The organism is Streptomyces sp. NPDC033270, from assembly GCF_055576575.1.
Genome location: NZ_JBVIRA010000024.1, coordinates 17,000 through 37,935 on the forward strand (window position 1 = coordinate 17,000; position 20,936 = coordinate 37,935).

19 protein-coding genes are annotated in these 20,936 nt (G+C 69.3%); 11 read left to right on the forward strand and 8 right to left on the reverse strand.

What is annotated here, in order from left to right; genetic code table 11:
- Window positions 1-73 precede the first annotated feature (73 nt).
- The 7 genes from ACZ5XZ_RS28780 to ACZ5XZ_RS28810 form a co-directional block, all read right to left on the reverse strand.
- On the reverse strand, window positions 74-817 hold the full coding sequence (locus ACZ5XZ_RS28780) for a hypothetical protein (protein WP_468983069.1): 744 nt from the start codon (window positions 815-817) through the stop codon (window positions 74-76).
- A gap of 103 nt (window positions 818-920) precedes the next feature.
- Window positions 921-2,084 (reverse strand): hypothetical protein, encoded by a 1,164-nt coding sequence (locus tag ACZ5XZ_RS28785; protein ID WP_468983071.1) that lies wholly within the window; start codon window positions 2,082-2,084, stop codon window positions 921-923.
- A gap of 389 nt (window positions 2,085-2,473) precedes the next feature.
- Window positions 2,474-3,049, reverse strand: a complete 576-nt coding sequence (locus tag ACZ5XZ_RS28790) for a DUF6262 family protein (RefSeq protein WP_468983073.1) — start codon at window positions 3,047-3,049, stop codon at window positions 2,474-2,476.
- Window positions 3,046-5,556 carry a tyrosine-type recombinase/integrase gene (locus ACZ5XZ_RS28795; RefSeq protein WP_468983075.1) on the reverse strand — a complete coding sequence of 837 codons (2,511 nt, stop codon included), beginning with the start codon at window positions 5,554-5,556 and terminating at the stop codon, window positions 3,046-3,048. Before ACZ5XZ_RS28795 ends, ACZ5XZ_RS28790 begins: the two co-directional genes overlap by 4 nt.
- Before the next feature lie 195 nt (window positions 5,557-5,751).
- Entirely contained in the window at window positions 5,752-6,948 is a 1,197-nt protein-coding gene (locus ACZ5XZ_RS28800; RefSeq protein ID WP_468983312.1) for an IS701 family transposase, read from the reverse strand.
- A gap of 148 nt (window positions 6,949-7,096) precedes the next feature.
- Entirely contained in the window at window positions 7,097-7,672 is a 576-nt protein-coding gene (locus ACZ5XZ_RS28805; protein WP_468983077.1) for an IS630 family transposase, read from the reverse strand.
- On the reverse strand, window positions 7,669-8,103 hold the full coding sequence (locus ACZ5XZ_RS28810) for a winged helix-turn-helix domain-containing protein (RefSeq protein ID WP_468983080.1): 435 nt from the start codon (window positions 8,101-8,103) through the stop codon (window positions 7,669-7,671). Before ACZ5XZ_RS28810 ends, ACZ5XZ_RS28805 begins: the two co-directional genes overlap by 4 nt.
- 262 nt (window positions 8,104-8,365) lie before the next feature.
- Here ACZ5XZ_RS28810 and ACZ5XZ_RS28815 point away from each other — a divergent pair, with 262 nt between their 5' ends.
- Both ACZ5XZ_RS28815 and ACZ5XZ_RS28820 read left to right on the forward strand, forming a co-directional pair.
- Window positions 8,366-10,930 (forward strand): cation-translocating P-type ATPase, encoded by a 2,565-nt coding sequence (locus tag ACZ5XZ_RS28815; RefSeq protein ID WP_468983082.1) that lies wholly within the window; start codon window positions 8,366-8,368, stop codon window positions 10,928-10,930.
- A gap of 395 nt (window positions 10,931-11,325) precedes the next feature.
- Window positions 11,326-11,658, forward strand: coding sequence for an ATP-binding protein (locus ACZ5XZ_RS28820; protein WP_430975306.1), 333 nt, complete (start codon window positions 11,326-11,328; stop codon window positions 11,656-11,658).
- A 304-nt stretch (window positions 11,659-11,962) separates the two neighbouring features.
- Here ACZ5XZ_RS28820 and ACZ5XZ_RS28825 read toward each other — a convergent pair whose 3' ends face one another.
- The gene (locus tag ACZ5XZ_RS28825) at window positions 11,963-12,580 is read right to left on the reverse strand and encodes a CBS domain-containing protein (RefSeq protein WP_468983084.1); all 618 of its coding nucleotides are present in this window, start codon (window positions 12,578-12,580) and stop codon (window positions 11,963-11,965) included.
- 419 nt (window positions 12,581-12,999) lie between these two features.
- On the opposite strand from ACZ5XZ_RS28825, the gene ACZ5XZ_RS28830 reads away from it, so the two are divergent.
- The 9 genes from ACZ5XZ_RS28830 to ACZ5XZ_RS28870 all read left to right on the forward strand — a co-directional run bounded on the left by ACZ5XZ_RS28830 (window position 13,000) and on the right by ACZ5XZ_RS28870 (window position 20,912).
- Window positions 13,000-13,488: a hypothetical protein gene (locus tag ACZ5XZ_RS28830; RefSeq protein WP_468983087.1), complete on the forward strand. Its 489-nt coding sequence runs from the start codon at window positions 13,000-13,002 to the stop codon at window positions 13,486-13,488.
- 23 nt (window positions 13,489-13,511) lie between these two features.
- On the forward strand, window positions 13,512-14,420 hold the full coding sequence (locus ACZ5XZ_RS28835; RefSeq protein ID WP_468983089.1) for a hypothetical protein: 909 nt from the start codon (window positions 13,512-13,514) through the stop codon (window positions 14,418-14,420).
- Window positions 14,407-15,813: a V-type ATPase 116kDa subunit family protein gene (locus ACZ5XZ_RS28840; RefSeq protein ID WP_468983090.1), complete on the forward strand. Its 1,407-nt coding sequence runs from the start codon at window positions 14,407-14,409 to the stop codon at window positions 15,811-15,813. Before ACZ5XZ_RS28835 ends, ACZ5XZ_RS28840 begins: the two co-directional genes overlap by 14 nt.
- A complete protein-coding gene (locus tag ACZ5XZ_RS28845; protein ID WP_430975311.1) occupies window positions 15,810-16,232 on the forward strand; it encodes an ATP synthase subunit C in 423 nt (140 codons plus the stop codon). Before ACZ5XZ_RS28840 ends, ACZ5XZ_RS28845 begins: the two co-directional genes overlap by 4 nt.
- 11 nt (window positions 16,233-16,243) lie before the next feature.
- Window positions 16,244-16,456: a V-type ATP synthase subunit F gene (locus ACZ5XZ_RS28850; RefSeq protein ID WP_468983093.1), complete on the forward strand. Its 213-nt coding sequence runs from the start codon at window positions 16,244-16,246 to the stop codon at window positions 16,454-16,456.
- On the forward strand, window positions 16,453-16,980 hold the full coding sequence (locus ACZ5XZ_RS28855) for a hypothetical protein (RefSeq protein ID WP_468983095.1): 528 nt from the start codon (window positions 16,453-16,455) through the stop codon (window positions 16,978-16,980). Before ACZ5XZ_RS28850 ends, ACZ5XZ_RS28855 begins: the two co-directional genes overlap by 4 nt.
- A complete protein-coding gene (locus tag ACZ5XZ_RS28860) occupies window positions 16,968-18,773 on the forward strand; it encodes a V-type ATP synthase subunit A (RefSeq protein ID WP_468983097.1) in 1,806 nt (601 codons plus the stop codon). Before ACZ5XZ_RS28855 ends, ACZ5XZ_RS28860 begins: the two co-directional genes overlap by 13 nt.
- A 64-nt stretch (window positions 18,774-18,837) precedes the next feature.
- Window positions 18,838-20,274 carry a V-type ATP synthase subunit B gene (locus ACZ5XZ_RS28865; RefSeq protein WP_468983099.1) on the forward strand — a complete coding sequence of 479 codons (1,437 nt, stop codon included), beginning with the start codon at window positions 18,838-18,840 and terminating at the stop codon, window positions 20,272-20,274.
- The gene (locus tag ACZ5XZ_RS28870; RefSeq protein ID WP_468983102.1) at window positions 20,271-20,912 is read left to right on the forward strand and encodes a V-type ATP synthase subunit D; all 642 of its coding nucleotides are present in this window, start codon (window positions 20,271-20,273) and stop codon (window positions 20,910-20,912) included. Before ACZ5XZ_RS28865 ends, ACZ5XZ_RS28870 begins: the two co-directional genes overlap by 4 nt.
- Window positions 20,913-20,936 lie beyond the last annotated feature (24 nt).

Here is a 20,936-nt window from a genome sequence, read left to right on the forward strand (position 1 = left end):
AACACCATGTCGTCCGCAGCTACTTCCACGCCCGGCACGTAAAGTGTGCGACATGGGGCGAAGCCGACGAGCGCTACTCGACCTCTTGGGGCGACACAATGAAGGACATGAGATCCAGGACCAGCCGTAGGCAGATCGCCTTGTTTAGAATGTTCGAAGCGGCGCACTGACCAATATGTTGCGAGAGGTCGCCCAGCTTTCGGCTCTCCTCTGGCGTCAAATTTATGAGCTGATTGACTATAAACTCGGTGTCCTCTCGAACATACAAAGGATCAAATAGTTCAGGAACAAGCTTCTTCAACACCGCCTTAGGGGCTAGCGACTTTTGCACGTTCACGTGCAGAGAACCTGAGTTGTCACCGAGGCAGTCGTCTTGATCGTTTATTCGCAGTTCCAGAGTTCCATCGTGATCCGCCTTGAAGCTTTGACCGCGTCCGATGGGCATTACGTCCCCGTTGTTTACACGGGCCAGCAACAATCCATAGGGCCATGAGTCATCGTACTTGCAGCCCTGGTAGATCTCAGCGTCAGCCTCCGGCGAGTACCCCGCCCCGTCAACATTCGGAAAGTTGCGATAGTCTACAGTCCATTCGCCACCGGTCTGCCACACTCCATAGCGTTGACCGGCCGCGACATGAATGCCGGTCGATTGCCAGCCCTGATCTGCAGTGGCGTCCGCTTTGATGACCGGGTTGCTAGCGACTGCTGCGGCAGACGGCACAGATAGGAGTACCTGGGCAATGATCAAAAAGAGGCTTGCGCCAAGCGTCGGAAAGAGCCTTCGGGCTAGGTGAAGGGTCATGGCGGAACCTTCCATGCCAATTTACCTGACGGTATTCGAAAGTGCCGCTGCGTTAATGCTGATACAGCCTCCGTTCCAGGAGGCACCTAGGACACGTGCTGCGCATTTTGGTACTAGCCTAGTCCGAGCAGGTCAAGAAGTTGGCCCAGTCCCGCTCTCCGGCGACAAATGTTTCCACTGCGTCGTTGTTCAGGGCGAAGAGGATGACTCTGCCTTTGAACTGCGGCGCGGTGGGAGCAAACACCAGCCCGTCCAAGGTCGTGGGGGATACCTCATTTCCATAAGTACGCAACACTTCGTCTCGGGAACTGCCGATATGGAGACCCGACGCCGTCTGGACTGAGGTGGCTGGCGGGTCCACGGCAATCGCGACGAGGCGGCCCTCGGCGAACCGGAGACGCAGCCCCTGGGGTCCGCTTGGTGCAGCCACATCGGAACACGGTCCGGGGCCCTCGGCCTCAATGGGGGCACCGACGGCCTTCGCTACTTCCGCTCGGCTCATGCCGATCTTCACGGGGCCCATCCCATTGACCGTAACGCGTTCCCGACTCAGATTCAGCGGTTTGTGCTGAGTACTACTCTCCGACCGTTTCGCAAATTTATGGCCGTTCCAGGTCCAGGTGAGATGACGGCGGAGTGAAGGCCGGAAGTGCGGGTCCTGGGGAGAGTAGAACTTGAGATCGGCAGCTACCCGACCGCCGCTGATCGATACGGACTGCGGCTGATATTCGGGAGGGAATCCCCCTTCTGTGTCTTCTTCGAAGCTCGGTATGCGTCCCATCTCGACCCCGTCTGCGGAATGGTAGACATGCAACTCCTGAGTGACGTAATTGCTGGGTTGTGGGGAGCAGGCGAACAATACAGCTGTCACGTTTCCCACACGCGGTAGCGTGCCCTTCGCTACGCGCTGGATTTTCACCTCCCACCGGTCGTACCCGCCGAGGGCGCCACCTTCAACAGTTGCCTTGCCGTTCTGCACAGGGACCCGCACCGGCTTCTTGACGATATCGTCACAGGTGAGACTGTAGGAGCGGTTGTTCCAGTCCACGGCCTTCTGCTGAGTTGGCTTCTTCGTGGCGGCGGAGTCCTCCACCGCCTGCCCCGCGATGGCGGCCAACTGCGGGTTTCTATGGTGGAAATACTCCTTAGCCTGCCCCGTCGACGTGCCGGCATCGGCGCCAGCAAATCCGGCAGAGGGGCCGACGGCCAGGCCCACGCCCAGGGCGCCCGTGAACAGTGCCATGGCGATGGGCCGTGCGCTCGATGCCAGAAGACCAAACATGGCTGCCTCGCTGCGCGAAGTACCAAGCCTTTACGCAAAAACCGGCTGCATGGAGCACGTACCAGCGGACGCAGTCCAACCGCCGTTCGCCGGTTACCACCTAGGCGAGGGCCCTCGTTCCCAGGATGCGCCACCTTTCACCCTCACGCATGCCGAATCAGCGGAGCCGCCCACCAGCCACTCCTCAGCCATCAGCCCGCCGCCATCGGGATACCTCATCCCTCCGGCATAGTGCAGACCACGACCGCCGTCACGACCTCGCATAACCCGCACTCTTAAAGATTTCTAGCCGTAATGGTGAAGGCGTGCCCACGGCTGCGATGTTGGGAACGGTGGCCACAGGTGTCACGTGGCCACTGTTCCCGATGCCGTGGTCTTATCCTGAGCGGTCAGACGTCCGCGATCTGGGCTTCGAGGTCGGCGATGCGCCGGTCCTGGAAGCGCAGGTTCGAGCGGGCGGCCTTGAGTCGCTCGTCGAGGGTGCGGTTGTCGGTGGTGAGCTGGCGGACGCGCTGTTTGAGGGTGGTGTTCTCGGTGGTGATCCGCTGGATGGCGCCCTCGGTCCACTCAGCTTGCAAGTCGCGTATCTGGCCGATGAGTTCGCCGATCTGCGTGCGCTGGGCGAGGATCTCGGTGTGGGCGGCTTTGAGGACGTCCTCGGCGTTCAGGGCGCGTTCGCGCCAGGACGCCTCGCGCTCGTTGTCCTGGTCGGCGAGCACCTGGGTGCGGCGTTCGCCAACCCCGGTCATCGCTGCGGCGACCGCGGCTCTGGCCTCGACGTTGTCGTAGAGGAAGGTGCGTGAGACGTCCGCTCGACGGGCGACGGCGGCGACGCTGACCTGGGCTTTCTCGCGTCGGAGCCGGGCGATGGCCTGGTGGACGCGTTCAAGGGCGGCTTCGGTCTTGCGGCGGCGTGCGGCCAGGGCCGCCGCGGTGCGAGGTTCGGGAACGGTGGCGGTGTTCATGCAGCGTCCTGTTCGGGGTCGTCGCCGTCGGCTGTGCACGTATCGCTGTACTCGTCTGGCTCGTCGCTGCGCGCGTCGGCGAGATCGACGGCGCGGAAAGCGGTGGACCACACCCGGTGGAAGTAGTCCTGGGGTTTGCGCAGGTCCAGGGCGAGGGCGTCGTCGAGGAGGCCGAGGCCGGCCAGCGCCTTCTCCAGGCCGTCGATGGCGCGGGCAGTGGGCTCGAAGTGGCGGTGGAGGTAGTCGGCTGTGGCGTCATCCGGGGCGCCTTCGGCCAGCAGCCGCCACTGCTCGCGCTTGCGCCGCCAGTAGAGCAGGTCAGCGCCCAAGAGGACGAACTTGTCACAGTTGTGGCAGTCGAGGTTCCAGGGGCAGGCGCCGCCGTTCACAACAGGCTGGAAGGTACAGAACCCGCCCTCGGCGGGAGTACTGCGGTGAGAGAGGTCGATGCCCAGGACCTGGGCCTGCGCGCGGGTGAGCGGGGTGGTGTCGCTGCTGAGGAGTTCTCCGGGATTCGTGGTGCCGGGTCCGGCGACCCACACGTGCTGGAGGACGTTCTCCATGTCCGACTGGGTCAGGTGAACGTAGTGCTCGGCCATGCGGTCGGAGACCTGGCCGAGGTAGCGGCGGATGTGCGTCAGGGTCGCGCCGTGCCGCAGCAGCCGGGTGGCCAGGGTGTGCCGGGCCTGGTGGGCGACGTAGTGACCGCCGAGGTCAAGATCGGCGAGCCAGCTGCGGAATCCGGTGTGGAACCAGGTGTAGGACGAAGCGCGGCGGCCGTCGGGGTTGAGGATGTCAGTGGGGAACAGGGCCAGGTGACCCCGCTCGGCAGGAGTGGGTGGGCGGCCGGCGTGCCGGTCGGCGTAATGGGTCAGGGTCTTGCGGCGGCGTTCTTCGAGCCGGTCCAGGAGATGATCGGGGATGCGGACGGCCGCGTTCAGGTTGCCGACCTTGGTCTGGTCGTGCCAGAGCAGGGGCAGCCCGCCGTAGCGGCCGACGCAATCCAGGCAGAGCTGGAGGACCTCTCTGGCGCGCCGGCCGGTGACGATGATGGTCTCCCACACATCCCGCAGGCCGCGGTCGTGTGGGTCGTGGCCGTCGGCGAGCTGCTGCAGGTTGGCCTCCTCCGCAAGCGCGCGGGCGACCTCGTCGGGGAAGGGGTTGCGGTTGCGGGGCGTGCCCGGGCCGCCGACCGGCATGGTGGCGATGAAGGCGCGGTCCAGGCCGATCTGCTCCGCGTTGCCGCTGTCCAGCGCGCCGCGCAGCAGGGACCGGCCGTAGTTGAACACCAGCCGGCGCGAGCTCTCAGTGACCTTCGACCTTTTGCCATCCAGGCGGGCATGGCCGCGGAAGGCCAGGCCGAGGCGTTCGCGGTTGCGCAGGTCCGCGACGAAGCGGTGGACGTGCTCGCCGCGCAGCACCGTGGGATCGTGGCCGCCGCCCGGCGCCTCCGCCTCCAAAAACGCGGACAGTTCGGCCGCGGCGCGGCGCACGAAGTCCACCGGCTGCGCGCTGCGCGGGCAGGTGGGCGAGCGCAGCACGTCGGCGATGTGGTCCCACAAGAGGTCGCGCAGCCACCGCTGGGAGATGCAGGTCAGGTCGGCGTAGCTGGAGCGGTGCGGGAAGCGCACCCCGAAGTGTTCGGTCTCGATGTAGCCGGCGTCCCGGGTGTCGGAGGGGGTGAAGTAGATCTTCCGCAGGGCCTGTTGCATCTCCTGGACCATGCGCTGGTGGTAGGCGCGGCGGAAGACGGATGCATCCAGGCCGGCCAGGGACGCCACGTCGTCGCGTTGGCATTCGTCCGCGAGCGACTGCACCCACGTCAGATGCCACACGGCGACGGGTTGCAGGCCGTGGACATGCATGCCCCACTGGAACTCGGCCCTCAGCAGGGGCCGCAGCCCGCGCAGGCTGACCGTTCCGGTGCGGTGCACCGGCAGCTGTGCGCGGCACCAGGCACGGAAGGCGGCCTGGTCCTCGCAGGTCACTGGCACAGGGCGATCATGGCGCTCGTAGGTGGCGAAGAAGTTCTTCGGCGGCTTTGCCCCGCCCAGGCGCCCGGCTCGGATGTAGCCGCGCTCGTGCGCGCCGCACAACCCCAGCGGCGAGGCGGCCAGTTCGTCACACACGTCCGCGCAGCACTCACCGTAGCCCGGGAGCGACGGCTGGTCGGCCAGCCACCGCTCGAACTCCGCCTTGCCCCCGCCGGGGTGCCGCTTCAGGTGGCTCAACCACCGGTTGCGGTGCCGGAAGCACAGCCCCAGCTGCAGGCTGAACGCCGGCCGCTGCGGGCAGATCCGGCACATCATCGCCTCCGGCATCTCCGTGGCCGGCAGCGGCTCCGCGGTCCGCAGGAACTGAGCCCGGCTCATGCCGCTCGCCTCCGCCTCCTGCCACTGCTCGGCGTGCACCGAGCACATCGCGTAGCGCCGCCAGCGGGGCCGCGCGCAGTCGACGACCGTGCAGCTCCACGGATAGACCGGGTGCGTCGGCGGGATCTTCAGCACCTAGTACTCCAGTTGCACTTTGCTATCACTGCTGGTCAGGGCCGTGTTTCTGAGCATACTCGGCTGATATCCCGTCAGGTGGCGGGGCTTCGTGACCTCGGACGCGTCGGCGGTAGTGGCAGCGTCGGGCGATGGCCTGGTGATGCCTGCGCCAGCGGGACCAGCTCAGCGCGTGGCCGGTGCGCCGAAGGTGGGTCAGCGAGGGGCGGTCAACTGCCAGGAGTCGCCGGATTTCTGCCACGGTGAGCGGTGCAAGAGCGCCGGAACCGTTTCTGCCGCCCCCTTTTCGGCTGCCGCTGATGCCATGGCGGCGAGGAAGGCGTGGGCGAGCATGGCCAGGGTGATGTGCCGGTACCAGCCGGGATACCGGCGGACTTCGTACTGGCCGAGGCCGCATTCGTTCTTCGCCGCCTGGAAGGCTTCCTCGATCGCCCAGCGGGTCCCGGCGATGCGCACGAGCTCGACGACGGCGGTGCCGTTGGGCGCGTAGGCGAGGTAGTAGGCAATCTCGTCCGGGCGGGCCAGGCTGCGGCGGGCCAGGACCCAGCGTTGGTGGGTGGGCTGATCGCCATCGAAGTCGTCGATGGTGGGCAGTTGAGCCGCGGCCCAGTCATAGACGCGCGGGCCTTTCGCGCCGTTGCCGCAGGAGTGGCGCTCCCAGGCGTCGTCGGGTGCCTGGGCTATGGCGAAGTCGATGCGGCCCAAGGCGTGGACATGCTGGGACTTCGCCACAGCCAGGACATAGCCGACGCCGGCCTCCTCCAGCATGCGGCGCAGCCGCCATTCCTGGCCGTAGGCGGAGTCTGCGGTCACCCAGGCGATGGGCAGCGGTGAGGCCAGTGCCCGCATCATCATGGCTTTGGCCAGGTCGCCCTTGGTGGCGAACTCCCGCTCGTCGGGGATCCTCGCCGCCCGGCGGCGATCCCGGTCAGACATCCAGGACTTGGGCAGATACAGATCCCGGTCCACCAGGGCCCGGCCGTTGGATGAGGCGTAGGCAGCGAAGACGCCGATCTGGCAGTTCTCGGTGCGGCCGGCGGTGCCGGAGTACTGGCGCTGCACTCCGGCCGAGACCGTGCCCTTCTTGAGGAAACCCGTGTCGTCGATGATCAGTACTCCATCGGGATCCCCGAGTGTCTCGGCCACGTATTCCTGCAGGTCATCGCGTACCTCGTCGGGATCCCAGCAGGCTCGGCCCAGGAGGTGCTGCAGGCCCGCAGGAGTGCGGTGGCCGGCGTGCTCAGCCAGCTGCCAGCTGTTCTTCCGGCCCACCGGGCCGATCAGGCCCTTCACGTAGGCGCGCATTCTCCGCCGCAGATCCACCCGGCCGAATCGGTGTCCTATCCGCACGAGTACTTCGTCCAGTTCCGCGGACCAGACATCGGGCTGCACGTCATCTTGCACGACAAGCACAACGGCCCGACTCGTCCGAGGTCACGAAGCCCCGCTACCTGACGGGATACCAGCCGAGTATGCTCAGAAACACGGCCCTGACCAGGAGTGATAGCAAAGTGCAACTGGAGTACTACTGAGCTTTTCGTTAGTTCTGTGGGTGTGGTGGGTGGATGGTCAGTCCTGTGTGGATGAGGAAGGACCAGGGGAGTTGGTCGTTCTGGCTGATGCGGTGAATGCCGCGTTCGGCGGCGTCGGCGACGTCCGCGAGATGGTCGTCGGCGAGGTTGGCGAGCTCACGCGCCTTCAGTGCCGACCACAGCAGTTCCACCGGGTTGAGTTCGGGCGCGTAGGCGGGCAGTCGTTCCAGTGTCAGCCAGTCCTGTTCGGCGACCCAAGCACGCATGCTCCGGCTCCAGTGGGCGGACAGCCCGTCCCAGACCAGTGCCACCGGCTCTCCTGCGTAGAACACTTTGACCTGCTCAAGCATCTCGATCAGGGCGGTGGTGTCGTAGCTGCCCGGTTTGAGGTGGAAACACAGTCGCGGACCACGGCCGGGGTCGGCGGCGTGGTAACCGAGGGCGGCAGCCATCGAGGCACGTTTCCAGTTCAGCCGGTGCCGCAGTGTGGGGGTGCGTCCGCGGGGCGCGTAGGTGCGGCGGACCTGGGGCAGCAGCGACACGCCCGATTCGTCGAGGAACACGATCCAGGCACGCTTGTTCACCGCCCCTTTTTGATGCGCGGCCACTCATGGGCGAACCAGCGGGCGATCTCGGACTCGTCCCGCTCGACCGCCCGCCGCTGGGGCCGCTGCAGACTCCACCCCAGTCGCCCTGTCAGCAATCGCCAGACCGACGCTCGCGCCAGCTTCACCCCGGTCACCCGCTCGACCACCAGCCCGACCCGCTCCAGCGTCCACAGATTGGCCTCGAACCCATGCGCCTGAGCACCTTGCTCCAACGCGATCCGAACCTGCTCGACCTGGGCGTCAACAAGTTTCGGTGGCCGCCCACCGGCCGGACGCCTCCGTAACGCCTCGGCCCCGCCGCCCTCCCACACACGCTTCCACCGCCGCACGCTCTCGGGATGGATCCCCAGCATCCGCGCGATCTCGGCATGAGGTTGTCCCAGCTCGAACAACTCGACTGCCCGCATACGTCGGGCCTCGGCCAACTGCGGCCGCGTCAAAGGCGGAACGGACACCTCGGAAGGAACAGACTGAGACTCGAAGGGCACAGCAAGATGCTGCCACCAGCCGAGCCCACCACACCCACAGAACTAACGAAAACCTCAGTAGTGGGTGGTGGGCAGGTGCCAGTGATAGTCCCCGGAGGGGGCTGGTCGGCCCTCCCGGCCGACGGGATCTCTGCGTAGTGTCGGAGAGAGTGCTGGTGCAACGTGGCCGGTGGAGGGCGCAGTGGGCGTCGATGACTTCAGGAGCACAGCCGCCGCGGGCCTGTCGCAGGACGCGGCGGCGCGGCGGCTGATCTCGTACGGACCCAACGCTATTCCCGCGCAACCTCGTACCCCTACATGGCGGCGTGTGCTGCAGCAGTTGCGGGACCCGCTGATCCTGGTACTCCTCGTGGCCGCTGCATTGACCATCGCCACCAAGGACCTGGCGGACGCCGCGGTCATCCTGCTCGTCATTACGGTGAACACCGTGGTCGGCGTCGTCCAGGAAGTGCGGGCGGAGCGGGCGGTGGCGGCGTTGGCGGCGATGAGCGCGCCCGCCGCCCGGGTGGTGCGGGACGGCGAGGAGCGGGCCGTGGCGGCGGCCGAGGTGGTCCCCGGCGACCTGGTTCTGCTGGCCGAGGGCGACATCGTACCGGCGGACGGGGACGTACTGGATGCGGCGTTGCTACTGCTCGATGAGTCCTCGCTGACCGGCGAGTCCCTTCCGGTCGAGAAGAAACCCGGCGAGGATCGGTCGCGCGCCGCAGTGTCGGCGGGCACGGTTGTCGTACGGGGACATGGTCGTGCGGTGGTCACCGCGACCGGAGCTCGGAGCGCGCTCGGCCGGATCGCGGCGCTGCTGGGTACTTCACCCGGCCTGACTCCGCTGCAGCGCCGGCTGGTGGGGTTCGGCAGGATTCTGGCCGCCGTCATCGTTGCGCTGTGCGCGCTGGTTCTCGCCCTCGGGCTGGTGCGTGGGCAACCTGTGGAGTTGATGATCGTTGCGGCCATCAGTCTCGCCGTCGCGGCCGTGCCGGAGTCGCTGCCCGCTGTCGTCACGCTCGCCCTTGCCCTGGGGGCGCGGAGGATGGCGGAGCGGCACGCCATCGTCCGTCGGCTGCCCGCCGTGGAGACCCTGGGATCCGTCACCGTGCTCGCCACCGACAAGACCGGCACGCTGACGGAGGGCCTGATGGCCGCCGAGGCGCTGTGGACACCGAGCGGAGAAGCTACCGTCACCGGGACTGGCTACGCGCCAGATGGCCGCGTTCTGCGCGGCGGCCGGACGGTCACCGCGAGTGACGCGCCCGACCTAGCCGCGCTGCTGCGTGCCGCGGTGCTGTGCAATGACGCGGCGTTGGAGGCCCCGTCGGACGACAGCGCGGAGTGGCGTGCCCTGGGCGATCCCACGGAGGCCGCCCTCCTAGCGGCGGGAACCAGGATCGGGCTGGACCCGGCGGCTCTGGACCGCGAGCTGCCACGAGTGGAGGAAGTTCCCTTCGACAGCGGCCGCAAGCGCATGACGACGGTGCACCGGTCGACGGACGGTGGGCTGCACGTCGCATGCAAGGGAGCTCCGGAATCCGTGCTCCGGCCCGATGTCCTGGCCGATGGCCCGCAAATGCTCGCCGAGGCAGCCGCGCGCGCCGAGGAGCTGGCGCGCGCCGGCTATCGGGTGCTCGCCGTCGCCGATGGCGATCCCAAGGAAGATCGGGAGTGCTCAGGAGCGTGGGAATCCGGGCTCTCGCTGCTCGGGCTGATCGGCATCCTGGACCCGCCCCGGAGCGCGTCGGCAGCCACCGTGACCGCCTGCCGGCAGGCTGGCATCGCCCCCGTACTCATCACCGGCGACCACCCGCTCACCGCCCGTGTCGTGGCCGAGCGCCTGGGCATCGCGGCTGCGGGCGACGACGTCGCCACCGGCGAGCAGCTACGGCACGGCACGGCCGGCGCGCTGACCCATGCGCGCGTCTTCGCACGGACCACTCCCGAGCAGAAACTCGACATCATTCAGGCGTGGCGCCGGGCCGGTCATGTGGTGGCGATGACCGGGGACGGCGTCAATGACGGGCCGGCCCTGCGCAGCGCCGATATCGGCGTTGCCATGGGGCGGCGCGGTACCGAAGTCGCACGTCAGGCCGCCGATCTCGTGCTCGCCGACGATGACCTTTCCACCGTCGTTTCCGCTGTCGAAGAAGGGCGCCGCGTCTACGCCAACGTGCGGCGGTTCCTGCTCTATGCCCTCGCCGGAGGCACTGCGGAGATCCTGGTCATGCTTGTCGGCCCCTTTCTGGGGATGCCGCTGCCGCTGCTTCCCGCCCAGATCCTGTGGATCAATCTGCTCACCCACGGTCTGCCCGGTGTCGCCCTCGGAGCGGAACCCGTCGCCCCTGGCGTGATGCGTCACCCTCCGCGACCACCTGAGCAGAGCGTGCTGGGCGCCGGCCTATGGCCCCGAATCCTGGCCATGGGGGCATTCGTCGCCACGGTCACGCTGGTGACCGGTGACTGGGCGCGGGAGACCGGCCGTCCGTGGCAGTCCATGGTCTTCCTGGTCCTTGGGGCGGCCCAGCTGGGCGTGGCGCTGGGCTCCCGGGCGCGGCCCCGAAGCCTCGCCAATCCTTTCCTGCTGGTCGCCGTAGCAGCGGCATTGGGCCTTCAGCTGGCGGGCGTCTATCTGCCGCCCTTGCAGGCTCTGCTGGGTACGGAGCCGCTGCCGCTCACCGACCTCGTGGTCGTGTGCGGGGTGTCCGGTCTCGGACACGTCGTCATGCGCCTGCAGACGCGTGTTTCTGGCGGGGCGTAGAAGAGCCAGTGGGGCGGTGGGTTTGAGAGCTGGGCGGTGAGATGGGAAGCCATCCTGGTGTCGGGTGGGTGACATGCTGCCTATGGAGCAATGCGGGTTTTGGGCTGTTTACCCCCTCACTCTGTGCGTGTTGATCACGGTCATGTCAGGAGACCCGTGTGTACAGGTCACGTGAGTGGATCTTTGAGAGGATCGGCTTGGACCGGTGCGACGATCCGACGGTGTCGGGGCGGACGCTGGTTCAGCGGCACAAGGTGTCGCGGAACACGGTGGCCGAGGCACTGATATGTCCGGTGCCGGCGAAGCGGAAGCAGTGGCACACCATCGACCGGATCCCCAGTCGTCGACGCCGAGGCCGAAGAGGACCGTGCGGCATTGCGGACGCGGGGGCGAAGGTGATCTCCGAGGCAGACGCGCCCCGTCGCCTCTCCTCTGTGATCACCCGCTACAGCAAAGTCGACCTGCTGTGTCTGGGCGAGTCCGGGCATCTGGACCTGGACAAGAAGGGCGCCAAGCCGCTGTTCCAGATCTTCACCGAACACAAGGAGTACAAGGCCACCGCGGTCGCGACCAACTCACCGTTCGCCGAGTGGGACAAGATCTTCACCGACCCCCGGCTCTGCGCGGCTCTCGCCGACCGCATCGCCTTCCGCTACCACCTCATCCAGACCGGCACTGAGTCCTACCGCTTCCAGGCCACCCAGGCCGAACAGCGAGGCCGAAAGTGACCGACCCCGTCACCGTGGCCGAGCTGCTGGCCCTGATCGCCGCCACCGGCACCAGCCCACACGAGCGGCCCACGCCCGTCCCGCCTCCTCCCACCCCCCAACCGCACTGACCTGCGACACCCAGGAAACGCAAACCGGGCCCTGCGATCGCGCCTATCAGGGGCGCAAGCCGAAACACCTCTGCGAGATCAAGGCCGCGACTGTGCCCAAAGCGGCCACCTCGGGTGGGCCCTCGGAACCCTGCAAGAGAGGACCGCCGGCGGCGTGCCCCGTCCTTTCCGACGAGTGGTTCCGCTGAGCCCGGTCAGGTCGTCCCCGTGAGGTGATCGATCACCTCGACGACGTCCTCGATTCCCCGGATCGACTCCAGCAGCTTCGGAACGAGGGCCGCGTCCAGCCTTCCCGCGACAGTGACCACACCGTTTTCGACCGTTACTTCGACGGTGCCGGGGGCGAGGAGGAACTCATGCCGGAGGATCCGGGACTCGATCTCCTCGCGGATCTCAAGGTCGTTGCGTACCAGAGCCTGCAGCAGATCGATCCGGCTCACGACTCCGACCAGCCGCCCGCGGTGATCGGTGACCGGCAGCCGCTTGACACGCGAGCGGGCAGCGGTCCAAGCCGCGTCGGTCACCAGATCTCCGGGATGGACACTGATCGCCGGGAACGTCATGAGGGTGGCTGCGGTCTCTCCCCGGCTCTTCTCGTAGAGGTGGTGCTCCCGGAGCCTGCTGATCGGGCCGACCGGGTGCGGGGCGGCCATCGCGGCGGCCTTGGCCAGGAGATCAGACTCGGACACCACCCCCAGCACATGATCGTCGGCATCGGTCACGGGCACGGCACTCAAGTGCTCATGGGCGAGCGTGTGGGCTATGTCCAGGAACGGCATGTCCCCGCGGACCGACACGGCGGGCACGCTCATGACGTCGCGCACCCGTGGTACGGCTGGTCCTTGTGGCGGGTGCCCCTCCTCGGAACGGGGTGATACGGCCTCTCCCGGGTCGGCTGCCTGTGCACCGGTCGTCGACGATGCGGCGGAGGCCACCGCACCGAGATAGCGCCGCAGCATGTTCTGGCGGTGCTCTTCCCACGTGGCAGAGGTTCGCCCCGGCATGGTGCGGCGGGCTTCCCTGCCAGCCGCATGGCGTTCGAAGTCGCTCACAGCAACCTCCCGAGGGGACCGGCCGGCCACCTACCAGGCCATTTTCGCACCGATCCGAGAGGGATGCCGCAGGTCGCCGTTGCCGGCCACCGGGTGCAAAGGAGGCGTCCCGGCCCGGCGCGACAGGGGCGTTCCCCACGTGGAGACTTGGATCAGGGACTGCCCCGTGAGGAGAACTTGTGGCGGGATTCCGGGATTTCCTGATGCGGTTCCGCCCGGCCGGATCGCCCGGCCGGGCGGCGCCCGGAGGCGTACCCGCGGACCGCTCCGCCGAGCTCTCGGCCGAATTGGAGCCACCGCTCGCAGTGCTGGAGCAGGCCGAGGCAGAGGCACGAGCCATACGGGAGTCTGCCGCGCGCACGGCGGCAGAAAGACGACGCAAGGCCGAGTGCGCGGCCGAAGCGATCGTGGCGGGAGCGCGCGCTCGCGCTCCCGGCGTACGGGCGGAGAGCACCGAGCGGATCCGGCGCGCCGCCGAGGCGGAGGCGGCGGAGCTGCACGTCTCGTCGGAGCGTGCGGTGGCTGCTTTGCGCCAACGGGCGGACGCCCGCATGCCCGGCCTGGTCGACCGCGTGTCGGCGCTCGTGACCAAGGAACTCGACGATGCGGAGATTGCCGCCCCAAGGGCACCCGTCCCGCGCAGGGAACCAGAAGCGAGGAGTCCGTGATGGGCGCCGGATGGGTGGCTGGTGTGACCCGGACCAGAGCGATGCTGTCCCGCTGCCTCGGCGCCGCGGGCGTCCGGGAAGTGGCCGCGGCGCCCACGCTCGACGATGCCCTGAGGTACCTGGGTACCACGGCCTACCGGCACGGCATCGGCCCCGAAGCATCACTGGCCGACGCGCAACGCGCGGTCGGAGCAACCCTGTTGTGGCATCTACGGGTCCTGGCAGGCTGGCAGCCCCGTAGCGGGGCGAACGCCGTCCGGTTGCTGGCAGCCGGGTTCGAGATCGCCAATGTGGAGGAGCACCTTCGTACGGTGTCGGGTACGCAACTCCCCCGGCCGACACCGCCCTACTGGCTTGGCGCGCTGGCGACCGCCTGGCCCCGGCTGTCCCGGACCGGATCGCCGTCCGAGTTGCGGGCCGTGCTGGCCTCTTCCGTCTGGGGTGAGCCGGGCGCCGAGTCACCGGCTGCAGTGGCCACCGGTATGCGGATCGCCGCAGCCGTGCGTACCGCGGCCGCTCTGCCGGAGGCCGTGCGCTGGGCGGCGGGCCGGCTCGCACTGTTGGTCGGCCGTGAAGTGTTCGTCGTCGGACGTCGGTTGGCGGAACCGTCCGCCCGGCGCGCGGGCCGGCTGCTCGGCTCCGAGGCCCTGCGTGCCACCTCGTTCGCCGATTTCCGACAGTGCCTGCCGGCCACGTCGCGCTGGGCACTCGTCAGCACCGACAGCCCGGCGGACCTGTGGCGAGCCGAGGCGCGGTGGTGGGAGCGGCTGGAAGGGGACGGCGCCGAGCTGCTGCGCGGATCCCGTATGAGCGCCGAACCGTTGATCGGCGCCGTTGCGGTGCTGTCCGCGGACGCGTGGAAGGTGCGGGGTGCCCTGGAACTGGCCGCGCGGGGCGGCAGGCCGACGGAGGTGTTCGATGTTCCGGGCTGAGGCCGTGGCTCCCGTCCGCATGCAGCGGGTGGCGATCGTCGCCCCTCGCGAGGTCCTGCGGGACACCCTCGTCCGGATAGCCGAAGCAGGGTGTGTCGAGATCGATCGGATCGACGGCGTCGGGCCGGGAGCACCGGATTCGGCCACCCGCCGACTGCGGCGTGTGCGCACCGAGGCGAAGAGCGCGGTCCTCAGCGCCCGCCCGCCCGACCTCGACGCGCTGGAGCGGGCGGGTCGCACCGATCTGCTGGCGGGCGAGGCACAGCTGGAGAACCACCTGGCGGGCACGGTCCGGCGCGGGGCCGTCGCGGCCCTCGCCGGGTGGTGCCCCGCCGCCGAACTCCCCGCGACCGCCGAGCGCGTGGCCGGTGCCGGGGGTGCGCTGGTGCCCCTGCGGACACCGCGCGGCATCGATCCACCGACCCTGCTGCGCAGCACGGGTGTGGTGCGTCGCTCGTTCACACCTCTGGTCCGGACGTACGGGACCGTGCCCTATGCCGATCTCGATCCCACCCTGCCCGCCGGCATCGTCTACGTGGTGATGTTCGGTGTGATGTTCGGCGACGCCGGGCACGGTGCGCTGCTGCTGTTCGCCGGGCTGCTGCTGCGCTTCGGGTGCCCCCGCCGCCTGGGTTCGCTCCACCGGCTGTGGCCGTTCGTGGCCGGGGCCGGGCTGGCCAGCGCGCTGGCGGGTGTCGCCTACGGCGAGTTCTTCGGCCCGACCGGTGTGCTGCCGGTGCTCTGGCTGAACCCGCTGGACGAGCCCGTACGGCTGCTCGTCGGCGCCGTCGGGCTCGGCGCCGTGCTGCTCGCGCTGGCCTACGCTGCCGGAATCGTCAACCGCTGGCGGGAGAACGGGGCAGCGAGCGCACTGTGCGCGGCCTCCGGCGTCGCAGGGGCAGCACTCTTCCTCGGGCTCGGCCTGGCCCTGTGCGCGATCTATCTGGGCCGCCCCGGATTCGCCTTCGCCGGGACCGCGATTGCTCTCATGGGTCTCTTTCTGGCCGGGTCCGGTCTCTATGCGACCACTGGCGGCGGTGCGGGGGGTATCGCCCAGACCGGCGTCCAGCTCTTCGACGTGGTGGTGCGCATCGGATCGAACGTCCTCTCCTTCACACGGCTGGCGGCCTTCGGACTCACACATGCCGCGCTCGGCTCGATCGTGTGGGACGGGAGCACGGGGCTGGCCAGAATGGGGGCGGGGGCGCTCATCGCGGCTGTTGTCGTCTTCGTCGTCGGCAACGCCCTCGCGTTCGCACTGGAGGCGCTGATCGCCGGAGTGCAGGCGCTGCGCCTTGAGTTCTACGAACTGTTCTCGCGCGTCTTCGAAAACCAGGGCCGTCCGTTCCGCCCCTGGCACCTGCCCGTACAGCACACGGAGGTGGCGCAGTGATCACCTGGCTCATCGCTCTCCCTCTCGTCGTGGTGGCCTTCGTCGTCACCCGGCTGCTGCTGCGCCGGTCCGGCCGGACGGCTCTGCGCTGGGTGATCGCCGCCAATGTGCTGCTGCTCCTGGGGGCGGCCGCGCTGCTGATCGTGGCGCTCGGTGACGGACCGGCGCAGGCCGCCACCACCGCTGCGGCCGCGAAGGACTCCGGTTCGGCCTCCGCGGCACTGATCGGTGCCGCGATCGCGGTGGCTGGGGCATCGATCGGGGCGTCGATCGCCGTCGCCTACACGGGGGCCGCGGCGCTGGCGGCGCTCAGCGAACGACCCGAGCTCTTCGGCCGGGCGATGGTCATCGTCGGCCTCGCCGAGGGCATCGCCATCTACGGCCTGGTCGTCGCGATCATCCTCATCGGCAAGGCCTGACCGTGGGACACGTGGCCGCGATCGGCGAACAAGTGCGGGTGGCGGGACTGGCGCTGGCCGGGGTCAGCGTCGTCGTCGCCGAGGAGCCGGACGCGGTCCACGAGGCATGGCGGGACGTGCGGGAGGAGGCGGAGCTGGTGATCCTCACTCCGGCAGCGGCCGATGTCCTGGGCCCGGCGCTGCTCTCACACATCCCGCCGCTCACCCTGGTGATGCCGCCATGAGGACACCGGCGCCCGATCAAACGGCGGCGGCGCTCGAACCGGTGCGCACCGAGCTGCTCCGGGCTGCCCGCGCAGAGGCCGGGGCCCTGCTCGCCGGAGCGGATGACGAGGCCGCGGCTCTGCTGGACGACGCCCGCGCCGCAGCGCGGGAAATCGTGGACGAGGCACATCGGCAGGGCGAGGCGGAGGGCACAGCCGTCGGCTGCGCCCTCCTCGCGCGGGCACGCCGTACGGCCAGGGCGCGCGAGCTGAACGTGCGCCGGGAGGTGTACGAAGAGCTGCGGCTGCGGGCCACCGAGCGCGTCAGAGCTCTGCGGCAGACGGCCGGTTACGCCGCCTTGGTGGACCGTCTGAACGAACGCGCCCGCCAGCTCCTCGGGCCGGACGCGGAGGTCACCGAGCACCCCGCGGGAGGCGTCATCGCACACGTCGCGGGGCGGCGCGTCGACTACACGCTGGACGCGCTGGCCGCGCACGCAGTGGACCGGATCGGTGCCGAGGCGGAGACGCTATGGGCACCGTAGGAGCCTCCTCCCCCGTTCCCGGAACCGCTGACCGGGCCGGGTCGCCCGAGGCACCTCCACCAAAGGAGGAATCGGGGCGCTGCTGCCGCATCGTGCGCGTCGCCGGTCCTCTCGTCGAGATGGAGTACGCCGACGGGATCGCGATGTACGACGTCGTCTCGCTGGGCGAGGCCGGGCTGCCCGGCGAGGTGGTGGCGATCAGCGGCGGCGTCGCCACCGTCCAGTCCTACGAATACACCGGCGGACTCGCTCCCGGAGATACTGCGCGTGCTCACGGGAGACCGCTCTCCGCACAGCTCGGGCCCCAGCTCCTCGGCGGGGTCTTCGACGGCCTGCTGCGCCCGCTGTCCGGCGCCGGGGAATGGCTGCTCCCCGGTGCGGTGCGAGCCGGGGAGGCCGGCCGGACGTGGTCGTTCGTTCCGTATGCGGACACAGGGGCCCGGGTTTCGCAAGGCGAGACGTTGGGCGAGGTCCGGGGAGTGGGACCGGTGCGGGTGCGGGTCCTCGTACCTCCGGGCGCCGGTGGGGTGGTGGAGCGGATCTCTCCCGAAGGCGACTTTCCGCAGGACGCGGTGGTGGCCGTCGTGGGCGGCATCGAGGTACGAATCGGCGACTCATGGCCCGTACGGCGGCCGCGTCCGGTGCGCGAGCGCGGCGGCGAGCCGACGCCGCTCACCACCGGGCAGCGCGTGATCGACCTGCTCTTTCCGGTCGCCCGGGGCAGCACGGTCGCCGTGCCAGGCGGTTTCGGCACGGGCAAGACCGTGCTGTTGCAGCAGATCGCCAAGTGGTGCGACGCCGACGTGATCGTGTACATCGGTTGCGGGGAGCGCGGCAACGAGATGGCCGATGTCATCGCCGAACTCGCCGCGCTGGAGGACCCCCGCACCGGCGGACGGCTGGCAGACCGCACGGTGACCGTCGCCAATACCTCCAACATGCCGATGATGGCGCGCGAGGCCAGCGTCTACACGGGTGCCACGGTCGCCGAGTACTTCCGGGACATGGGACTCGATGTCGTCGTGATCGCCGACTCGACATCGCGGTGGGCAGAGGCGCTACGCGAGTTCGCCTCGCGTACCGGCGCGCTGCCGGCCGAGGAGGGGTATCCGGCCGGTCTCGCCTCGGCGATCGCCGCGTTCTACGAGCGGGCGGGGGCGGTCACCACGCTGGGTGGCGAGCGGGGGTCGGTCACGGTGATCGGCGCGGTCTCGCCGCCCGGAGGCGACCTGACCGAGCCGGTCACCGCGCACACCGAACGGTTCGTACGCTGCCTGTGGTCGCTGGACCGCGACCTCGCCTACGCCCGCCACTACCCGGCCGTCTCCTGGTCGGGGTCGTTCTCCCGGGACGCGGCGGCGCTCGGTGCCCGGCAGGCCGCTGCGGGCGCCGCTGACTGGAGCGCGCGCCGCGACCGTGTCGCGGCGCTGCTAGGCGAGGCGGACCGGCTGGCCGATCTCGTCGATCTGATCGGCATCACCGCGCTGCCCGACCAGGAGCGGATCAGTGTGCTCTCCGGACGGCTGGTGCGTGAGGCGGTGCTCCAGCAGAGCGCGCTCTCCGCCCACGACGCGTTCTGCGCTGCGGACAAGACCGCGGCGCTGGTCGACGCCGTGCTCGCGGTCGTCGGCCGCTGCCGGGAACTGGTCGACTCGGGCGTGCCGGCGGCGTCCGTCGAGGAGGTGGACTTCGGACCGGTGCTCCGTGCACGTGAGGAGGTCGGCCCGTATGACGCCGCTGGGGTGGCGGCACGGCGGCACGCCATGCTCGCCAGGCTCCGGGAGGTGCGGTGAACAAGGGTCACGTGCGGGGGTGTTACGGCATTTCGGTGGTCGGCGATGCGGAAGGAGAGCCACGGTGACGGCCTGGGGCGAGGTCGAGTACACGGCGGTGCGCGCGCTGCGGGGTCCGCTCGCGGTCGTCGAGGGAGTGTCGGGCGTCGGCTGGGACGAGTTCGTCCGGATCACCATGGAGTCGGGCGAGCAGCGGCACGGTCTCGTCCTGGAAGTGGACCGGGACCTCGCCACCGTGCAGGTGCTGGAGGGCACGACCGGCATGGACCCGACCGGTATCCGGGTGGCATTTGCCGGAGCGCCGCTAAGCATCCCGGTCGGCCCCGGCTGGCTGGGCCGGGTCTGCAACGGCCGCGGCAAGCCCATCGACGGCGGGCCGCCGGTCTTCGGGGAGGCCGACGCCGCGGTGAGCGGCAACCCGATCAACCCGGTGCGGCGAGAACCACCGTCCGAACCGGTGCTGACCGGTGTCGGTGCCATAGACGCGCTGACCACTCTGGTGCGCGGGCAGAAGTTGCCGGTGTTCTCCATGGCCGGGCTGCCCCATCTTGAGCTGGCCGCCCAGATCGCCGCCCAGGCCACCGCCGGAGGCGAGGCGTTCAGTGTCGTCTTCGCCGGCATGGGCCTGACCCATCCGGACGCCACCTTCGTACGGGACGCCCTGGAGGAGCGGGCCGCCGCACGCGAGCTCGTACTGCTGCTCAACACCGCCGACGACCCGGTGATCGAACGGATCCTCACCCCGCGCGTCGCCCTGACCGTCGCCGAGCACCTCGCGTTCACCGGCGGGCGCCATGTGCTCGTCGTGCTGAGCGACATGACCAGCTACGCCGAGGCGCTGCGCGAGGTCTCCGCCGCCCGGGGCGAGATCCCTGCCCGCCGCGCCTACCCCGGCTACCTCTACAGCGACCTCGCCTCGCTCTACGAACGCTGCGGGAAGATCCGTGGGCGGCCCGGATCCGTCACCGTCCTGCCGGTGCTGACGATGCCCGCGGGCGATATCACCCATCCTGTCCCGGACCTGACGGGCTACATCACCGAGGGCCAGATCGTGCTCTCCCACGAGGCGCATGCCCGGGATGTGTATCCGCCCGTGGACGCCCTGTCCTCGTTGTCCCGCCTGATGCGCAAGGGCGCGGGCCCGGGCCGGACCCGCCCCGACCATCTGGATGTCGCGGCACAGCTCCTCGCCGCCCTCGCCCGGGCGCGGAAGATCCGAGAACTCGCAGACCTGGTGGGGCAGTCGGGGCTCAGCCGGACCGACAGCCGGTACCTCGATTTCGACGAGGCTTTTCTGCGGCACTTCGTGAACCAGCGAAGCGACGAACTGCGGCCGCTGGACGAGACGTTGGAGTGCGCCTGGCGGGTGCTGCTCACCCTCCCCCGCAGCCAGCTGTCCATGCTCCCGGCCGAACTTCTCGACACACACGGCGCGATGGAAAGCCCCGATGAAGCATCCGTGGACGCTTCAGCAGAGGACGGCGAGGGGGTGGCACAGTGACCGCCGCGCCCCGTACCGCGCCCTCCCGCGCCGCCCGTCTGCGGCTTCGGCACAGTCTGGACGTCGCCCTCCGCGGAGCCGACCTCCTCGAACAGAAGCTGCGCATCCTGCGTAGGCGCCACCAGCTCCTCCTCCAGGCCGAACAGAGCAGTGCCGAGCGGTGGCACCAGCAGCTCAGGGAGGCGGAGACGTGGTTGCTGAGGGGCCTTCTCTTGGGCGGTGAGCAGGCCCTCGCAGCGGCAGCAGCGGGCGTCGGCTCTGCGACCGTCGTGGTCGAGGAGGCTTCAACCATGGGAGTGCGGTATCCGGCCGGGACCAGGTGTGTGATCCCGGACCGGCCCCCTACCTCGGCCGCGCCCGGGAACACGGCCTTGGTGCGAGCCGAAGCCGCCTACCGTGACGCGGTGCGGGCGGCCGCCGAGTACGCCGCCTCGCGGGCGGCCACCCGGATCGTCGGCGGCGAACTGCTGAGCACCCGGCAGCGGGTTCGCGCCCTGCGACGCCACTGGATCCCCCGTCTGGAACAGTCCCTCGCCCGCGTCGGTCTCGCCCTGGAGCAGAGCGAGCACGAGGACGCGGTACGTCGTCGGTGGGCAGCGAGGCAGCAGGCCGGAGAGAACGGGACCGCCCGGGAGTGAGGCAGCCGACCGCCGGCGGCTGCC

Bases quoted from the DNA above. Each gene is read 5' to 3' on its own strand.
- ACZ5XZ_RS28790 (WP_468983073.1), bottom strand. From the start codon at position 3,049: ATGAACACCGCCACCGTTCCCGAACCTCGCACCGCGGCGGCCCTGGCC.
- ACZ5XZ_RS28780 (WP_468983069.1), bottom strand. From the start codon at position 817: ATGGAAGGTTCCGCCATGACCCTTCACCTAGCCCGAAGGCTCTTTCCG.
- ACZ5XZ_RS28840 (WP_468983090.1), top strand. From the start codon at position 14,407: ATGTTCCGGGCTGAGGCCGTGGCTCCCGTCCGCATGCAGCGGGTGGCG.
- ACZ5XZ_RS28860 (WP_468983097.1), top strand. From the start codon at position 16,968: ATGGGCACCGTAGGAGCCTCCTCCCCCGTTCCCGGAACCGCTGACCGG.
- ACZ5XZ_RS28825 (WP_468983084.1), bottom strand. From the start codon at position 12,580: ATGAGCGTGCCCGCCGTGTCGGTCCGCGGGGACATGCCGTTCCTGGAC.
- ACZ5XZ_RS28810 (WP_468983080.1), bottom strand. From the start codon at position 8,103: ATGCGGGCAGTCGAGTTGTTCGAGCTGGGACAACCTCATGCCGAGATC.
- ACZ5XZ_RS28785 (WP_468983071.1), bottom strand. From the start codon at position 2,084: ATGTTTGGTCTTCTGGCATCGAGCGCACGGCCCATCGCCATGGCACTG.
- ACZ5XZ_RS28855 (WP_468983095.1), top strand. From the start codon at position 16,453: ATGAGGACACCGGCGCCCGATCAAACGGCGGCGGCGCTCGAACCGGTG.